This is a genomic window from Mesorhizobium sp. M1143 (assembly GCF_040318435.1).
Classification (GTDB): Bacteria; Pseudomonadota; Alphaproteobacteria; order Rhizobiales; family Rhizobiaceae; genus Mesorhizobium.
In genome coordinates this window covers 1-14,183 of the sequence record NZ_JAMYMJ010000020.1, presented here as the reverse complement: position 1 = coordinate 14,183, position 14,183 = coordinate 1, and the positions used below count along the sequence as shown (strand labels likewise).

Genomic DNA, 14,183 nt, shown 5'->3' with positions numbered 1-14,183 from the left:
AAATGTTCTGCGTTGCATGTTGGTACCTCCCTTGGTTTCAAAAAAATTGTCTGGTCTTCCGGAACTCGATTTCGGGCGCCAAGTCACTGGCTGAATTGCCCAGCCACCGGGCCCAAACCGGCTGGATGCGCGTTGACATAGATGGAATAAAGCGACGTCTGGGCGGTGATGTAGAGCCGGTTGCGCTTCGGACCGCCGAAGCACAAATTGGAGACGATTTCGGGAACCAGGATGCGCCCGATCAGCGTCCCGTCCGGCGCGTAGACGCGAACCGCATCGGCACTGGAGGCCCAGATGTTGCCATCGCGATCGACGCGGAAGCCGTCGAAAAATCCTGCCTCGCATTCGGCGAGCGTGCCGTGCGACCGCAGCGAGCGTCCGTCCGCGGCGACATCATAGGTCTTGATCGCCCGCGGCAGGCCCTGAACATGGCTTGCGCCAGTATCCGACACGTAGAGGATGGTCTCGTCGGGCGAAAAGGCCAGCCCGTTCGGCTGCACCAGATCAGTGATGACGACACCCACCTCGCAGGTTGCTTCGTTGAACCGGTAGACATGGGACCCGCCGATCTCTGGTCGGGCAATCATGCCTTCATAGTGGCTGTCGATGCCGTACACGGGGTCGGTGAACCAGATCGTCCCATCGGATTTGACCACCACGTCATTCGGTGAATTGAACCGCTTGCCGTCGATGACTTCGACAAGCGACTGCCATCGCCCATCATGCTCAAGCCGGGAGATGCGTCGACCGCGATGGTCGCAAGCGACGACGCGGCCTTCACGATCGAGCGTATGGCCGTTCTGATTGTTGCAATGGGTTTCGAAGACACTGACCGAGCCGTCGCTTTCGTCGTAGCGCAGCAACCGGTCGTTCGGGATATCCGACCACAGCAAATGCCTTGCCGCCGGAACATAGACCGGTCCTTCCGCCCAGCGGCTCCCGGTCCACAGCCGTTCGAGCTTGGCATGCCCGATCGTCAGCTTTCGGAACCGGTCGTCCAGAATCTCGTAGTCGCTCATTCCACTATTCCCGGATGGGTTCGGCTGGTCACTTCGAGGGCTGCGTTGCGGTCTTGGTCCTGGCCCTGTTCGCCGCGCCGCGCTTGCGTTGGGCGTAACCGGCAATGCCGATGGCGACGAGCAGCGTCACGCCGTTGAACAGCGGTTCGACGAAGAACGAGCCACCGAACTGCTGGATGCCGGAAATGCCGACCGCCAGGATGACAACGCCGGTCATCGTGCCCCAGACATTGACGCGTCCGGGCTTGATGGTGGTCGAACCGAGAAAGGCGCCGACGAGCGCCGGCAGCAGATATTCCAGCCCGACGCTGGCCTGGCCGATGCGCAGCTTAGAGGCGAGCAGCACGCCTGTCAGCGCCGTCAGGAAGCCCGACGAGATGAAGGCACCGATGACGAAGCGGCGCACCGGAATGCCGTTCAGAGCCGCAGCCTTCGGGTTGGCGCCGATGGCATAGACGTAGCGGCCGATCGGCAGATATTCGAGGATGATCCAGAGTGCTGCGGCGATCGCCAGCACATAAAGGCCGGTGATAGGCAGCCCGAATACCATCGTGCCATTGAGGGCGTAAAAGCCGTTGGGCAGCACGCCGACCACTTGCCGGCCGCCGGTGTGCCAGAGCGCCAGCGCATAGAGCACGGTGCCGGTGCCGAGCGTGGCGATGAAAGAGTCGATGCGGGCAACTTCGACCAGTAGTCCGTTGAGGAAGCCGGTCGCAGCGCCGAGAAGCAGCACGATGATCACCGCCAGCGGCCACGGAACGCCGAACATGGTCTGCAGGCTGATGGCGAGAATGTGCCACAGCACGATGCCGTACCCAACGGTGAGGTCGATGCGGCCAGAAGCCATCGGGATCATCGCCGCCAGCGACAGCAGCGCGATGATTGCTTTGTCGGAGATGATCGAGCGCAAATTGAGCAGGGTTGGAAAGGTGTTTGGCAGCAGGATCGAAAACAAAAGGATCAGCAGCGCCGTCAGGATCACCAGCCCGTAGACCGGCAGCAGCCGGATGATTTTCTGCCCCAACGACAAGCCTGCCATTTCGCCACGGGTCGGTTCGAGTGCGCTGGATTCGATCGATTGCATGAGGTTCGCTCCCAGAAAGATCAGGCGGCTTCCGAAGCCGATGCCGCGGTGATCACGGCGGATGTGGTCAGGTCGTTGCTGGTGAGTTCGCGCACGATCTGTCCGCGTGAAAACACCAGGGCGCGGTGGCAGATATGGGCGATCTCCTCGAAATCGGTCGACACCACGACGACGGCGAGGCCGGCTTCAAGTGCGCGGCCGATCAGCCGGTAGATCTCGGCCTTGGCGCCGACGTCGACGCCGGCGGTCGGGTCTTCGGCGATCAGCAACTTTCGGTCGGTGTGCAGCCAGCGGCCGACAATCACCTTCTGCTGGTTGCCGCCGGACAGTGCTTCGATCGGCAGGTTAGGATCGTTGGGGCGAAGCCCGACCGTCCCGCCGATCTCACGCGCCAGCGCCGCCTCCTTGTAGGGCGCCAAAAACGAGAACAGGCCACGCTTACCGGCGCCGGGATTGAGAAAACTGTTTTCGCGGATCGACAAGGAGGCTGCTATCGATTCCTCGGTCCGGTCGCGTGCGATGAGGCCGACGCCGGCCGACATTGCCGCGATCGGGCTCGACAGGTCGGGCACAACGCCATTGATCGTCACCGAGCCGGAGAAAACCTGACACCCGAACAGCGTCCGACCAACCAGTTCCTGCCCGGCGCCGCGAAGGCCGACCAGACCGAGCAGCTCACCCTTGCGCACGTCGAAAGAGACAGGGCCGGCACCGGCGCAGACCAGGTCACGGACCGTGCACACCGTTTCGCCGGCCTGCGTCTGAGCCTTGCTGAAAACCTGGTTCACCGGGCGACCAACGATCATCTCGACAAGTTCGTCCGGGCTGGTATCGGCGACTCTCTTCTGGCCGACCAGCCTGCCGTCGCGCAGCACGGCGACCCGGTCGGCGATGCGGAAGATCTCGTCGAGCCGATGCGAAACGTAGATCATACCGACACCGCGTTGCTTGAGCGGGCGGATGGCGTCGAACAGCCGCTCGACTTCGTCAGCGGGAAGACTGGCTGTCGGCTCGTCGAGCACCAGCACATCGGCCTCGGTGGCCAGGGCGCGGGCGATGGCAACCAGCGACTTTTCGGTTCGCGTCAGATCCTGAACGCGTGTCGTCGGATCGAAATCGCATCCGACCAGCTTGAGCGCCTCACGCGCTCTCGCCTCGGTCGATCGCCAGTCGATGAGCCCCGAGCGGAGCGAAAAGCCTTGGGCCAAGCCGACATTCTCGCCGACCGTCATCCATTCGATGAGACCGAGATCCTGATGGATGAAGGCGACGGGCTGGCGGTGGTTCGGCTGCGGCGGACGATGGTGATAGGGCTCGCCGCGAAACAGGATGCTGCCGCCGTCCGGCCGGTGGATGCCGGCGAGCGTCTTGATCAGTGTCGACTTGCCGGCGCCGTTCTCGCCAAGCAGCGCCAGGATCTCGCCCTTGTGCAGATCGAGCGACACGTCGGAGATCGCGCGGGTGCCGCCGAACTCCTTGGTAATCGACTTGAACTCGATCAGTTTTTCCTCGGTCACAATGCGTTCCTCCCAAGATCGCCCCAATGATGTTATCGATAACATTTCTAAGCGTCAAGCGACGACGAAAATTCAGGCCAGCCAATCAACTGGTCTTGCCGTCGAGCAGAAGCATCATCTCAGCCGAATCCCTTGGCCCCAGCCCTGCGGCGCAAAGCAGACGGTGGATCTCTACCACCTGCCCGGTCATTGGCATCGGCGTCTTGGTTTTCAGCGCGAAGGCCTGCAGCGAATCCAGATCCTTCAGCATATTATCGATGCGGCCGGTCGGCGAAAAATCGCGGGCAGCGAATTTTGCCATGAACTCCTGCATAATGCTGGAGTCGGCCCGCCCGCCCTTGAGTGCCGCGGGGATTGCCTTCGCATCGACGCCGCCGGCCTCAGCAAGCTTGACCGCTTCGGCGACGGCCTGAAACAGCACCGCGCAGAAGAGCTGGTTGATCAGCTTGGTCGTCTGGCCTGCCCCGCTCGGTCCCATCAAGGTGTAGTTGGCGCAGAGATGCTGCATCACCGTGCGCGCGTGTTCGAAGTCTGCCGCCTCACCGCCCGCCATAACGGTCAGCCGGCCGGCCAGCGCGCCGGGAACGCCGCCCGAAAGCGGGCAGTCGAGCCATCTCATGCCGGTCTCGGCAGACAGCTTCCCGGCCATCTGCGCGGTGTCGAAGGGATCGATCGAAGACATGTCGATCAGCAGCTTTTCCGACGACGCCGCAGCCGCCACACCACCATCGCCAAACACCACCGAACGCACGATATTGGCATGGTTGAGACTGAGGATGACGAAGCTGCTCTCCCGCGTTGCTTCGGCAACCGACACGGCCGCAGCCGCACCCTTTGCAGTCAGCGCTGCAACCTTGACCTTGTCCAGATCGAACACCGTCACGGCTAGCCCAGTCTCGATCAGGCGGGTGGCGATCGCCGACCCCATGATGCCGGCGCCGACAACGGCGACTTTTGTTGGTTGCGTCATTTCAACGTGCCTTTTTCCTTGATCCCGGCAGGGTCGACCCCAAGTGCACCCAGGCCCTGCAACACTCTATCGGCAATCGTGTCGACAGGCGCGTCGATGTCCACTGTGACCACCAGCGGCTCGTCGCCTGGATGCTCCAGGGTGGCGAACTGGCTGTCGAGCAGCGCCGGTGGAAAGAAGTGGCCGCGGCGCGCGGCTAGCCTGGCTTGCAGCAGCGAATGCGACCCCTCCAGGAATACGAAAACCAGCGACTCGCCCGCCGCATCGCGAAGCCTATCGCGATAGGGTTTCTTCAACGCGGAACAGCTGACGACTAGCCCGCGACCCTCCTCACGAGCCTGGCGCAAGGCTGCGCCGACCAGATCCAGCCAAGGCAATCGATCGCAGTCTGCAAGCGGTATGCCCGCCGACATCTTTTCGACATTGCTGCGCGGATGCAGCGTATCGCCTTCAACGAAGGCAAGGCCAAGCCGCGCGGCGATCTCGACGCCAACTTTGGTCTTGCCGCAGCCGCTGACACCCATCACGACGATGAGCGCGGGTTCAAAGGCAGGTCGTGATGCCACCGTCGACATAGAGCGTGTGTCCATTGACAAAGGATGAGGCCGGTCCCGACAGAAAGATCGCCGCGCCGACCAATTCGCCGACATCGCCCCAACGACCCGCCGGTGTGCGGTTGGTCAGCCACGCCGAAAATTCGGGATTGTCGACCAGCGCCTGGTTGAGCGGCGTCTTGAAGTAACCCGGCGCGATGGAATTGATCTGCAAGCCATGCTTCGCCCAATCGGCACACATGCCGCGCGTCAGGTTGCGCACAGCGCCTTTCGTGGCCGTATAGGGCGCGATGTTCGTCCGTGCCAGTTCGCTTTGCACCGAGGCGATGTTGATGATCTTGCCGCGCCGCCGCAGGATCATGTGCCGCGCCACCGCTTGTCCCACGAAGAACACGCTGGAGATGTTGGTGCGCAAGAGTTCCTCCCATTTGTCAGCGGGGAAATCCTCGAGCGGCATTCGGAACTGCATGCCGGCATTGTTGATAAGGATATCGATGGCGCCGATAGTCGCCTCGATCTCCGCGACGCCGTTCGCCACCGCTGCATGATCAGTGACGTCGAAGACGGCGCTATGGGCCTTATGTCCCTTCGCTGTCAGTGCATCCGCAGCCGTTTTCATTTTTTCGGCGCTGCGTCCGTTGAGCACGATTTCGGCGCCGTGCTGCGCCAACCCCTCGGCCAGCGCCAGGCCGATCCCTTGCCCCGAGCCGGTGACCAGCGCCCGCATGCCGGTCAAATCGAACAACGAACTGCCCAAACGCTCCTCCTGAGCAATGTTTCCTGGAGCGGCCACGATTTCCAACGCACCTGCCGCCAGTCCCTATTGACATGAATGTTATCGATAACATAGTCAATTGGAAAAATGCACAGGAGATGACGCCGTGACCGACATTTTGATGACAGGTCCCTATCCGGATTGGGACATGGGAGATCTTGAAGCGAAATATCGCGTCCATAAACTTTGGCAGTCCGAGGACAAGGACGCGCTGCTCTCAAGCCACGCCGGCGCGATCCGCGCCATAGCTACGCGCGGCGAGCTTGGCGCAAGTGCTGCGTTGATGGCGAAGCTGCCGCAGCTTGAAATCGTTTCCTGCTACGGCGTAGGCACCGACGCCATCGACCTTGCCTATGCCAAGGCGAATGGCATTCGTGTCACCAATACACCTGATGTTCTAACCGAGGACGTAGCCGATATCGGCATCGGGCTGCTGCTCGCCGTGGCGCGAAAAATCCCGCAGGCCGACGCCTACGTGCGCGATGGAAGCTGGCGCAAGGGCAATATGGGGCTGGTCACGCGTGTCTGTGGAAAAAGGCTGGGCATTGTCGGCATGGGCCGCGTCGGTGCGGCGGTGGCGAAGCGCGCCGCTGCATTCGACTGCACGATTTCTTATTTCGACAACCGCAAGCGCGACGATCTTCCTTATACGTTCGTCAGCGATCTGCTCGAACTGGCGAGCGATAGCGAATTTCTGATCGTAACGCTCGCCGGCGGCGAAAGCACGAAACACATGATTAATGCGTCGATGCTGGCAGCGCTCGGAGCAGACGGTATTGTCATAAACATTTCGCGCGGCAGCACGATCGACGAGATTGCGTTGCTCGCGGCCCTGGAATCCAGTGCCATAAAGGGTGCCGGGCTCGACGTGTTCTGGAACGAGCCAACCATCGACGAGCGCTTCCTGAAGCTTGCCAACGTCGTGCTGCAACCGCACCACGCCAGCGGCACGGTGGAGACCCGCAAGGCCATGGGTCAGCTCGTTCGCGACAATCTCGCGGCCCATTTCGGCGGACAGGCCTTGCTGACACCGGTCGTCTGAGAAAGGATCCCATCATGAAGTCGATCGTCATCCATGCGGCAAAAGACCTGCGGGTCGAGGAGACCGATCCGGGCTCCCCTGGCGACGGACAGGTCGAGATCGCGGTCGAAGCCGGCGGCATCTGCGGCTCGGACCTGCACTACTACAATCATGGCGGCTTCGGCGCGATCCGCCTGCGCGAACCGATGATCCTCGGCCACGAAGTCGCTGGCACGGTGAAAGCCGTGGGCAGCGGCGTTTCCGCGTTTGCCATTGGTGACCGCGTCGCGATCTCGCCCAGCCGTCCCTGCAATACCTGCCGCTACTGTCTGCAAGGCATGCAGAACCAGTGCCTCAACATGCGCTTCTATGGCAGTGCCATGCCGATGCCGCATATACAGGGCGCGTTCCGCCAGCGCCTTGTCGCCGAGGCGTGGCAGTGCCACAAAATCGCCGACCATATCTCCATCAACGAGGCCGCTTTCGCCGAGCCTTTTGCGGTTACGCTGCATGCCATGAACCGCGCCGGCTCGCTGCTCGGCAAGCGGGTTCTGGTCACCGGCAGCGGGCCGATCGGCGCGCTTTGCATCCTTGCCGCACGCGTCCACGGCGCGCGCGAGATCGTCGTCACCGATGTCATAGACGCCGTGCTGGCCAAGGCCCTGGAGATCGGCGCCGACCGTACGATCAATGTCGCGACCAATGGCGAAAAGCTCGCCGCTTACAATGTCGACAAGGGCAGTTTCGATGTGATGCTCGAGGCCTCCGGCAACGAGCGCGCTGTGCGTGCAGGGCTCGATGTGATCAAGCCGCGCGGCGTGCTCATACAGCTCGGTCTCGGCGGCGATCTGTCGATCCCGCAGAACCTCATCGTCGCCAAGGAGATCGAGATGCGCGGCACTTTTCGTTTCCACGACGAGTTCGCCCTAGCGGTCGACCTGATCAATCACCGCCGGGTGGATGTCAAACCACTGCTGACCGGCATCTATCCTCTCGACGAGGCTGTCGCGGCTTTCGACATCGCCGGTGACCGAAACAAATCCATGAAGGTTCAGATCGCGTTCTGAAGATCCTTCGGTTGCGCTGGAGGCGCATCGGCACATCGCCTTAAATCACGTCGGCGCCAATCGCCGCCAGCGCGGCGCGTGCCACATCGAATCCTGATCGCCGGTTCCCGAACCGACGCCGATGCCGCCCGCAGAAGCGGATCGGCAAGCCCCCGGGCAAATTGGTCACGCCGCCCTGCGAAGTGATACCGGCTGAGAGCGCCGCTTCGAACGCCATGCCGCCGGTAGCGGCGTTTATTGACGCTGCGGTGCGCGCCTTCGCCTGCGCCGTACGCATGCTGAGGAACCGCGCGCCATCCATGCGCAGGCTGGCGAGGACTTCGCCGCTCGCATCGACGACCACGAGACATTGCGGCACGCCCATCGTGACGGCGCGCGCTGCTCCGGCTGCAACGGCCTTCAAAGCACCGTGATGCGTGAGGGTGATGGTCTCGCGAAACATCGCTATTGGGCTGCCCTTCGCTGCGTTTGAATCGATGCAGGAACTCAGGTGCTTTCGCGCTCGACGACGCGATAGCCGGTGAGCACGATTTCTTGGCCGTGTCGTTTCTCGTCGCCTCGGATCACCTGGATCAATCTGCGAGCGGCCTGTTGCCCGATCCCGTAGCAGTCGACATTCACGGTGGTGATGCCGGGATGGCAAAAGGCGGCTACCTCGTAGTCGCCGAAGCCGGCAATTGCGATATCCTGCGGGATCCGCATGCCCCGGCGCTTGCATTCCATCAGTGCGCCGAAGGCCGAAAGGTCCGAAACGCAGAGTACGGCTTGCGTGTCCGGCCAACGCTCCAGCATGCTGACGACGGCCTGACCGCCCTGCTCGATGGATATCGGCGGCACGCCAAAGGAAACGAGGCGCCCGGTCGGCAGGCCGAGCTCCTCAATGGCCCTGACAAAGCCTTCGCGCCGCTGGCTGCCGCGCGTGTCGCGCGAGGTGGTGCCACCGATGTAACCGAATTTTCGGTAACCCTTCCTGGCGAGCGTCTTGACGAGAAGCCCCATCGCCTCCTCGTTGGAGAACCCAACCACTTGATCGATCGGCTTTACCGGCAACTCCCAGGTTTCGACTACTGGAATTCCGGCGTTTTTCAAAAGGCGGCGGGCGCGATCCGTGTGAGCGCCGCCGGTCAGGATAATGCCTTCCGGCCGCCGACGGAGCATCGCTTCGATCAACCGTTCTTCCTTCTCAGCCGTGTAGTCGGTGTAGCCGAGCAGAAGTTGCAGCCCCGTGCTTTCAAGCTCGTCGGTAATGCCGCGAGCGGTGTCAGCGAAGTTGGAATTGTTGATCGACGGGACGATAGCCGCAACGAACCCTGTCTTGCGCGAGGACAGGCTGCCGGCTGACTGGTCAAGCACATAACCAAGGTCGTTGACCGCGACCATGATTTTTTCCCGTGTCGCCTTGGAAACCCGGCTGCCCTCTTTCAGTGCGCGTGAAACGGTCATGGTGGACACACCTGCCCGCAGGGCCACGTCAACCATAGTTGGCGCATGGTTATTGCCAGACGTTGAGGACACTGCCTTGGCCATCAAGCCACTCCGGCGGTTGCTCGCGCCGCGAACGTTTCACGCTTCGCGAAACGGCTTACCTGGTCTCTATTCGCCTTCATGAACCACCTCCGGAACCCGATACCAAGAACATGTTATCGATATCATGAGGGACTGGCAATAACTGGAGACCCGGGTGAGGCGCGGCGGTGTCAATATTGGCTTTCGGCTGCTGTTGGGTGTGTCTGTCGGCACGATGAGCGTTTCGGGCCATCCCAAATCGCCCTTCCAGCTGCGGTCAAAGAATCTCTGTCTTTAGATTGAAGAGATTCGAGCATCCAGTTGTGATAGGTGTAGGAACGAGCGTTTTGCGACCGAGGCAGGCGAACGCCACTTGGGCCTTTGAACCTCACTGCCCATTCACCGGCACCGATACGTCGATATCCTTCATCAGCTGGAATCGGTCGTCGTAGGAGCGATTGAGACAGGCTCTGCTCCCACCGCACGCATTCCGGTGCTGTAGCCATTCGCGTTGGTTGGCTAGCAGGGATTTGCGAACGTTCACATTGTTCGAGCCCCGGATATATCGGTAGATTGCATTCATTGCCCGGTCCTTGGCCCACAAGTGGTCGTCAGAGCACAGCGCGTTCTCAGTTGCCGTCGTCGCTTTCGAGCAATCGAAACTTGGGCTGCCAATACCGGTTGGCTGCTGGTGGTCTGCCATGAACGCAACGGTTTCCAAGCAGACGAAGAGAGCTCCTCGGCTCTTTAGTGCCGACTTCACCTCGTCGAGCATCGGCGTCCATAAGCCTATCCAGTTCTCCTTACCGGCAATGCGATTCCCTTCATCAAAGGCTTCCCTGACAGCCCGATCGATAACGTCCTCGTCTGGTTGGAAAAACTCCGCGCAGCGTGACTGCAAGAGCGTGTAGGACACGAACCGATCGGCAAAGACGTCCGCAGTCGGCGCGTCACTCGGGGTGCTCAGTTGCCCGCTGTCCTGTTCAAAAACATCGATGCCGAGAGCTCTCGCACTTTCCGAGGAAAGGAGCCGCACCTCGGTTGGCCCAGCAATCGTGAAGAAGCGAATAGCTTCGATACGAAGTCCAAGATGGGTCAGATACGATCCGACCTCGGCGTTCGCGACCCCGCTCTCTTTGTACTGGCCGTTCTCTTCCGTATAGGCCGCATGGAATCCGATCTTCGAGGTGGGCGACATATAGCGGCGAACACCAGCGACCCAAATCAAACCACATGCCGAGTAGCATTCTCCATATGCACCCACCGATGTCACATAGCTGCTGAGACGGATTCTGGCCCCAATTTGGAGCGCTTCCTCTATCAAGCCTCCGGGGCTTTGGAGGAGAACGAGGACACGCCCGCGGTTCAGCGTAAGATCGTAAAAGCGATCAGCATCGCCCTGAACGATCTCGCCCGAAACGCCAATGATATCGACTGTGCCATTGGAGTCGATAAGTTGAATATCCGCCGCCGCTGCGCGCCCCGAGATCAGCGCAAAGGCCAACCACGCGCTGAAGAATGCCCATCGCATAAGAAACGGAGAACCCCCTGCTGCCCAAAATTCCATGTAGCAAATCGAACGGCCGGATCAAGCGCCACTAAAGGCGTTGTCGATCAAATCTGAAGCCTGGCATAACAGATCGAGCTGTTCGCTCAATCGCTAGCCCAATTGCCTCAGCGCCTTCACCTGCTCCACCGCAAGTTTGACAAGCCGCGGTGCCAATTGGCGTGCGGTTTCGAGGAGTTCGGCCTCCAGTTCCGCCCGCTCGCGCGAAATTGTGCGTCTCTTTTCCAAACCTTCGAAGAAATCCGTCAGCGGTACGTTGAGCACGCGAGCAAGCTCTGCAAGCGTCTCGATGTTGGGAAGTTGTTTGCCGCGCTCAATGTTCGAGATGCTCTCTGGCGTGCGGCCAACGCGGTCAGCCAGAACCTCCTGACTGAAGTTGGCGCCGCGCCGCGCAGCTTGATCTCGGGCGACTATAGTCCGCTTTAAAGAGTCGCTCATACTCGAGGCGTGACTTCGGTATTTCGAGTTGACAACGAAGTCAGCTTCAGCATTGGTCGTCGCCATGAAGTCTACTTCGTATCTCTTGAAAAACATGAACAGTGACGTAAGGGGCACCAATCAGAAATGAGCGCCTTGCTTCTATCCCCCGCGCAGGAGCGCGACGCCGCTGACCCGCCACTCACTCCTTCGGAGCACGGGGGCGCCCATGCCACACAGCTACGATGAGCACTGGCTTCGCGACCTCTTGTTTCGGCATCCTGAGCTGTTGGTCGCCGATCGCCTTAGCAGCGGGCTTCACGAGGTGGTTCCGCTATGTTGCGAACTCGCCATACCTCGCATGGGCGGAACAGTCTTTGCCGACCTTTTACGGGTGACCAGGACCGGCCGGCTGGTCGTTGTCGAATGCAAACTTTGGCGCAATCCGCAATCGCGCCGCGAGGTGCTGGCGCAAATTCTTGAATATCCTGCTCTGTTGCGACGCTGGAGTTTCGGCGATCTGACTTCAGCGCTCAAATGCAAGCTGGCCAGTGCCGAGCCCAATCCGATCTACGCCGTGGCAGGACACCTATGGCCGGACCTGGAGGAAGCGGCATTCGTTGATGCGGTGACGAGGTCCCTGAAGCTCGGCGATTTCCAACTCATTGTCGCAGGCGACGGTATTCGCTCCGAAACGCATGCAATAACCGATCACCTGAACTCCCAGAGCGTGGGACTAGCGCAATTGGCACTCCTGGAAATTCAGCTTTGGCAAGCGGCTTCCGGGAACATCCTGGTTGTGCCGACGGTGCCATTGCGGACCGAGATTCTACAGCAAAGAGTTTTGGTCGACGTTAGTGGCTTGCCGCTTCAACTGGAAAGCCAAGAAATCGCAATCACCCTCCCCGCTGAAACCATGGAGAGTATTGTCGATCCAGAACGAGGTAGACGTCGAGCAACCAACCGCGCCTTCTGGCAACGGTTTATCGAACGGACTCAGTTCGACCATCCCGATCAATTGCCACCACGCCATGGCGGAGACAATTGGGTGAGGATACCTCTGCCCGAACCAATCGGCTGGCTGACCGGTTTTCGCTCGACCGGCGCCAACGGCGAGGTCGGCCTGTTTCTAGCTTTTCGCGATGAAGACGGTCAGACGCTATTTGACGAATTCAACAATGACATCGCAGGATTGCGCGCTGAAAGCGGTCTTGACGTGATCGTGAGGTTTAAATCCTCTGCACCAATCATGCGGAAATCGGCGTGTTCAAGCTGCGGTCGACTTTCCTCGGCGATGAACAGCAACTCGACTGGCTCTGCGATGCAGCAAATCGGTTCGTCTCGCTAATGCGGCCTCGGCTCAGTGTGCTCGCGGAGGCTGCCGAATGACGCGGCTTCTCAAATGGGAGCGGCTGGCCTTGAGGGGAGACTTCTCGGCCATCCCGACTCCCTTCACCTTCCATCAGACGGACCGCTTTGCTCACTTTCTGAACGGGTGTGAGGTAGCCGGGGGACTGGACTTTCTTGCCAATCGTTCGAACGCGATGTCGGCGCATGCCCGCAAGGCCGGCAGATGGGAAGGCGATGCGCTGGATCTCTGGCTTTGCCTCTTCTTCCACCACCGAGCACATCGTCACATGGGCTCACCGTATAGTGACCCAATGCTCGACGAACTTTGCGAAGCCCTGCGGACCGCGCTCACCCAGTTGAGTCCTGAAGAAGCAAAGGGGCTGGCATCGCGCCTTGCCCAGAATGCTGTCTAAACCAGTTCTCGGAATCGGCCTGATCGATGTGCTCCTGAATATCGGGCCGTTCGCAGTCCGGTCCTTTCCATGCTCGTGCGAAACGCGACCGACCAGTCATGGAAACTGACCTCCAAAACATGTTTGGCGTGAAATAGCACCAGAACAGACTGCCAGAATATTTTGCCGATGGTAGGAAGCAGTTCACGGTTGCGGCAAAATATCTTGTTGGCCTAGATCTAGGCCGCCGTGCATGAAATGCTGTCACAAAGCCGTTTTCCGAATACATTTCGGTGAACGGCGCATTTTTACTCTATTCGTGAATCACAACTTGAGATTCTTGGGCATGTCGCGCTCGCTGTCCGGCGCCCAATACCAGAGGATCTCATGCCCACCAACATCAACACCGTTTCGATCGACGGCGGTCACGAGACACCTGACGAGTTGAAGGAATGGGAGCGACGCTCCCTGGAAGGCGACTTCTCGCAAATGCCGCGTCCCTTCCGTTGGCGTCAGTCAGCGCGCTTTGCGCATTTCATGAATGGCTATAAGGAGGCGGGCGGTTTGATCAATTCGCTCGTCTGCACCGCAGAATTGCCAGAGATGTCCTGGACGGCCGTTCGCCGTGGTACGGAAGCGCGCGGGACTTTATGGCTCTGGCTGAGGGCGTCCTTGACGACCTGTGCGAAGACAACGCGAGGATGGAGGGCATCAATACAGCACCCGCGTTCCGCGACGCCTTCATGTCCAAACGCTGCCTGATCCCTGCCGACGGCATCTCGCCGTGAGGAAGAAATGACGCTGAGGACGCCAACTGTCGTCGGGTCCGCTGGCTGCATGGGTCACGCCGCAGGCGTTGCAATCCCTTCTAAAGCGATGATCCTGGTGTTAGCGGAACGTTTGCGGATCTCGATCAGCCGGGCGTATTCCGGCGAATTATACCA

The 14,183-nt window shown here is 60.4% G+C and carries 15 protein-coding genes and 1 pseudogene; 5 read left to right on the top strand and 11 right to left on the bottom strand.

From position 1 onward, the window contains the following. Positions 1 to 83: 83 nt before the first annotated feature. The 6 genes from NKH35_RS15710 to NKH35_RS15685 are packed head-to-tail and all read right to left on the bottom strand — an operon-like array spanning position 84 to position 5,871. Positions 84 to 1,019, bottom strand: coding sequence for an SMP-30/gluconolactonase/LRE family protein (locus NKH35_RS15710; protein WP_352915263.1), 936 nt, complete (start codon positions 1,017 to 1,019; stop codon positions 84 to 86). 28 nt (positions 1,020 to 1,047) lie between these two features. Continuing rightward, positions 1,048 to 2,103 (bottom strand): ABC transporter permease, encoded by a 1,056-nt coding sequence (locus tag NKH35_RS15705; protein ID WP_023716367.1) that lies wholly within the window; start codon positions 2,101 to 2,103, stop codon positions 1,048 to 1,050. Between the two features lie 20 nt (positions 2,104 to 2,123). Beyond that, positions 2,124 to 3,665 carry a sugar ABC transporter ATP-binding protein gene (locus NKH35_RS15700; protein WP_050592974.1) on the bottom strand — a complete coding sequence of 514 codons (1,542 nt, stop codon included), beginning with the start codon at positions 3,663 to 3,665 and terminating at the stop codon, positions 2,124 to 2,126. Positions 3,666 to 3,705: 40 nt separating this feature from the next. After that, positions 3,706 to 4,590 (bottom strand): NAD(P)-dependent oxidoreductase, encoded by an 885-nt coding sequence (locus NKH35_RS15695; RefSeq protein ID WP_023716365.1) that lies wholly within the window; start codon positions 4,588 to 4,590, stop codon positions 3,706 to 3,708. Then, positions 4,587 to 5,165 (bottom strand): gluconokinase, encoded by a 579-nt coding sequence (locus tag NKH35_RS15690; protein ID WP_023716364.1) that lies wholly within the window; start codon positions 5,163 to 5,165, stop codon positions 4,587 to 4,589. Before NKH35_RS15690 ends, NKH35_RS15695 begins: the two co-directional genes overlap by 4 nt. Beyond that, on the bottom strand, positions 5,134 to 5,871 hold the full coding sequence (locus NKH35_RS15685; protein WP_031198706.1) for an SDR family oxidoreductase: 738 nt from the start codon (positions 5,869 to 5,871) through the stop codon (positions 5,134 to 5,136). The genes NKH35_RS15690 and NKH35_RS15685 overlap by 32 nt, the downstream gene beginning before the upstream one ends. Positions 5,872 to 6,040: 169 nt before the next feature. Between NKH35_RS15685 and NKH35_RS15680 the strand changes: the two genes are divergently transcribed. Continuing rightward, positions 6,041 to 6,961: a 2-hydroxyacid dehydrogenase gene (locus tag NKH35_RS15680; RefSeq protein WP_031198705.1), complete on the top strand. Its 921-nt coding sequence runs from the start codon at positions 6,041 to 6,043 to the stop codon at positions 6,959 to 6,961. Positions 6,962 to 6,975: 14 nt separating this feature from the next. Continuing rightward, positions 6,976 to 8,007, top strand: coding sequence for an L-idonate 5-dehydrogenase (locus tag NKH35_RS15675; RefSeq protein WP_023716361.1), 1,032 nt, complete (start codon positions 6,976 to 6,978; stop codon positions 8,005 to 8,007). Between the two features lie 40 nt (positions 8,008 to 8,047). Here NKH35_RS15675 and NKH35_RS15670 read toward each other — a convergent pair. The 4 genes and pseudogenes from NKH35_RS15670 to NKH35_RS15655 all read right to left on the bottom strand — a co-directional run bounded on the left by NKH35_RS15670 (position 8,048) and on the right by NKH35_RS15655 (position 11,584). Then, positions 8,048 to 8,455: pseudogene (locus NKH35_RS15670) on the bottom strand (GlcG/HbpS family heme-binding protein). Between the two features lie 38 nt (positions 8,456 to 8,493). Continuing rightward, a complete protein-coding gene (locus NKH35_RS15665) occupies positions 8,494 to 9,534 on the bottom strand; it encodes a LacI family DNA-binding transcriptional regulator (RefSeq protein ID WP_352915259.1) in 1,041 nt (346 codons plus the stop codon). Between the two features lie 367 nt (positions 9,535 to 9,901). Then, complete coding sequence (locus NKH35_RS15660) at positions 9,902 to 11,080, bottom strand: lysozyme inhibitor LprI family protein (RefSeq protein WP_352915256.1); 1,179 nt, start codon at positions 11,078 to 11,080, stop codon at positions 9,902 to 9,904. Positions 11,081 to 11,173: 93 nt separating this feature from the next. Further along, the gene (locus NKH35_RS15655) at positions 11,174 to 11,584 is read right to left on the bottom strand and encodes a helix-turn-helix domain-containing protein (RefSeq protein WP_352915254.1); all 411 of its coding nucleotides are present in this window, start codon (positions 11,582 to 11,584) and stop codon (positions 11,174 to 11,176) included. 142 nt (positions 11,585 to 11,726) lie between these two features. On the opposite strand from NKH35_RS15655, the gene NKH35_RS15650 reads away from it, so the two are divergent. From NKH35_RS15650 to NKH35_RS15640, 3 genes are all read left to right on the top strand, one after another. Continuing rightward, positions 11,727 to 12,845 (top strand): PDDEXK family nuclease, encoded by a 1,119-nt coding sequence (locus NKH35_RS15650; RefSeq protein WP_352915252.1) that lies wholly within the window; start codon positions 11,727 to 11,729, stop codon positions 12,843 to 12,845. A 37-nt stretch (positions 12,846 to 12,882) separates the two neighbouring features. Further along, positions 12,883 to 13,260: a hypothetical protein gene (locus NKH35_RS15645; protein WP_352915249.1), complete on the top strand. Its 378-nt coding sequence runs from the start codon at positions 12,883 to 12,885 to the stop codon at positions 13,258 to 13,260. Between the two features lie 629 nt (positions 13,261 to 13,889). Beyond that, a complete protein-coding gene (locus NKH35_RS15640) occupies positions 13,890 to 14,027 on the top strand; it encodes an SOS response-associated peptidase family protein (protein WP_023696775.1) in 138 nt (45 codons plus the stop codon). A 54-nt stretch (positions 14,028 to 14,081) separates the two neighbouring features. Here the strand turns inward: NKH35_RS15640 and NKH35_RS15635 are convergent. After that, positions 14,082 to 14,183, bottom strand: a 102-nt coding sequence (locus NKH35_RS15635; protein WP_352915333.1) for a DUF1330 domain-containing protein, incomplete at its 5' end; no start/stop codon positions are given.

Excerpts from the sequence above, each read along its gene's own strand:
- NKH35_RS15710 (WP_352915263.1), bottom strand. The coding sequence starts at position 1,019 with ATGAGCGACTACGAGATTCTGGACGACCGGTTCCGAAAGCTGACGATC.
- NKH35_RS15705 (WP_023716367.1), bottom strand. The coding sequence starts at position 2,103 with ATGCAATCGATCGAATCCAGCGCACTCGAACCGACCCGTGGCGAAATG.
- NKH35_RS15700 (WP_050592974.1), bottom strand. The coding sequence starts at position 3,665 with ATGTTATCGATAACATCATTGGGGCGATCTTGGGAGGAACGCATTGTG.
- NKH35_RS15695 (WP_023716365.1), bottom strand. The coding sequence starts at position 4,590 with ATGACGCAACCAACAAAAGTCGCCGTTGTCGGCGCCGGCATCATGGGG.
- NKH35_RS15690 (WP_023716364.1), bottom strand. The coding sequence starts at position 5,165 with ATGTCGACGGTGGCATCACGACCTGCCTTTGAACCCGCGCTCATCGTC.
- NKH35_RS15685 (WP_031198706.1), bottom strand. The coding sequence starts at position 5,871 with ATGCGGGCGCTGGTCACCGGCTCGGGGCAAGGGATCGGCCTGGCGCTG.
- NKH35_RS15680 (WP_031198705.1), top strand. The coding sequence starts at position 6,041 with ATGACAGGTCCCTATCCGGATTGGGACATGGGAGATCTTGAAGCGAAA.
- NKH35_RS15675 (WP_023716361.1), top strand. The coding sequence starts at position 6,976 with ATGAAGTCGATCGTCATCCATGCGGCAAAAGACCTGCGGGTCGAGGAG.
- NKH35_RS15665 (WP_352915259.1), bottom strand. The coding sequence starts at position 9,534 with ATGGCCAAGGCAGTGTCCTCAACGTCTGGCAATAACCATGCGCCAACT.
- NKH35_RS15660 (WP_352915256.1), bottom strand. The coding sequence starts at position 11,080 with ATGGAATTTTGGGCAGCAGGGGGTTCTCCGTTTCTTATGCGATGGGCA.
- NKH35_RS15655 (WP_352915254.1), bottom strand. The coding sequence starts at position 11,584 with ATGGCGACGACCAATGCTGAAGCTGACTTCGTTGTCAACTCGAAATAC.
- NKH35_RS15650 (WP_352915252.1), top strand. The coding sequence starts at position 11,727 with ATGCCACACAGCTACGATGAGCACTGGCTTCGCGACCTCTTGTTTCGG.
- NKH35_RS15645 (WP_352915249.1), top strand. The coding sequence starts at position 12,883 with ATGACGCGGCTTCTCAAATGGGAGCGGCTGGCCTTGAGGGGAGACTTC.
- NKH35_RS15640 (WP_023696775.1), top strand. The coding sequence starts at position 13,890 with ATGGCTCTGGCTGAGGGCGTCCTTGACGACCTGTGCGAAGACAACGCG.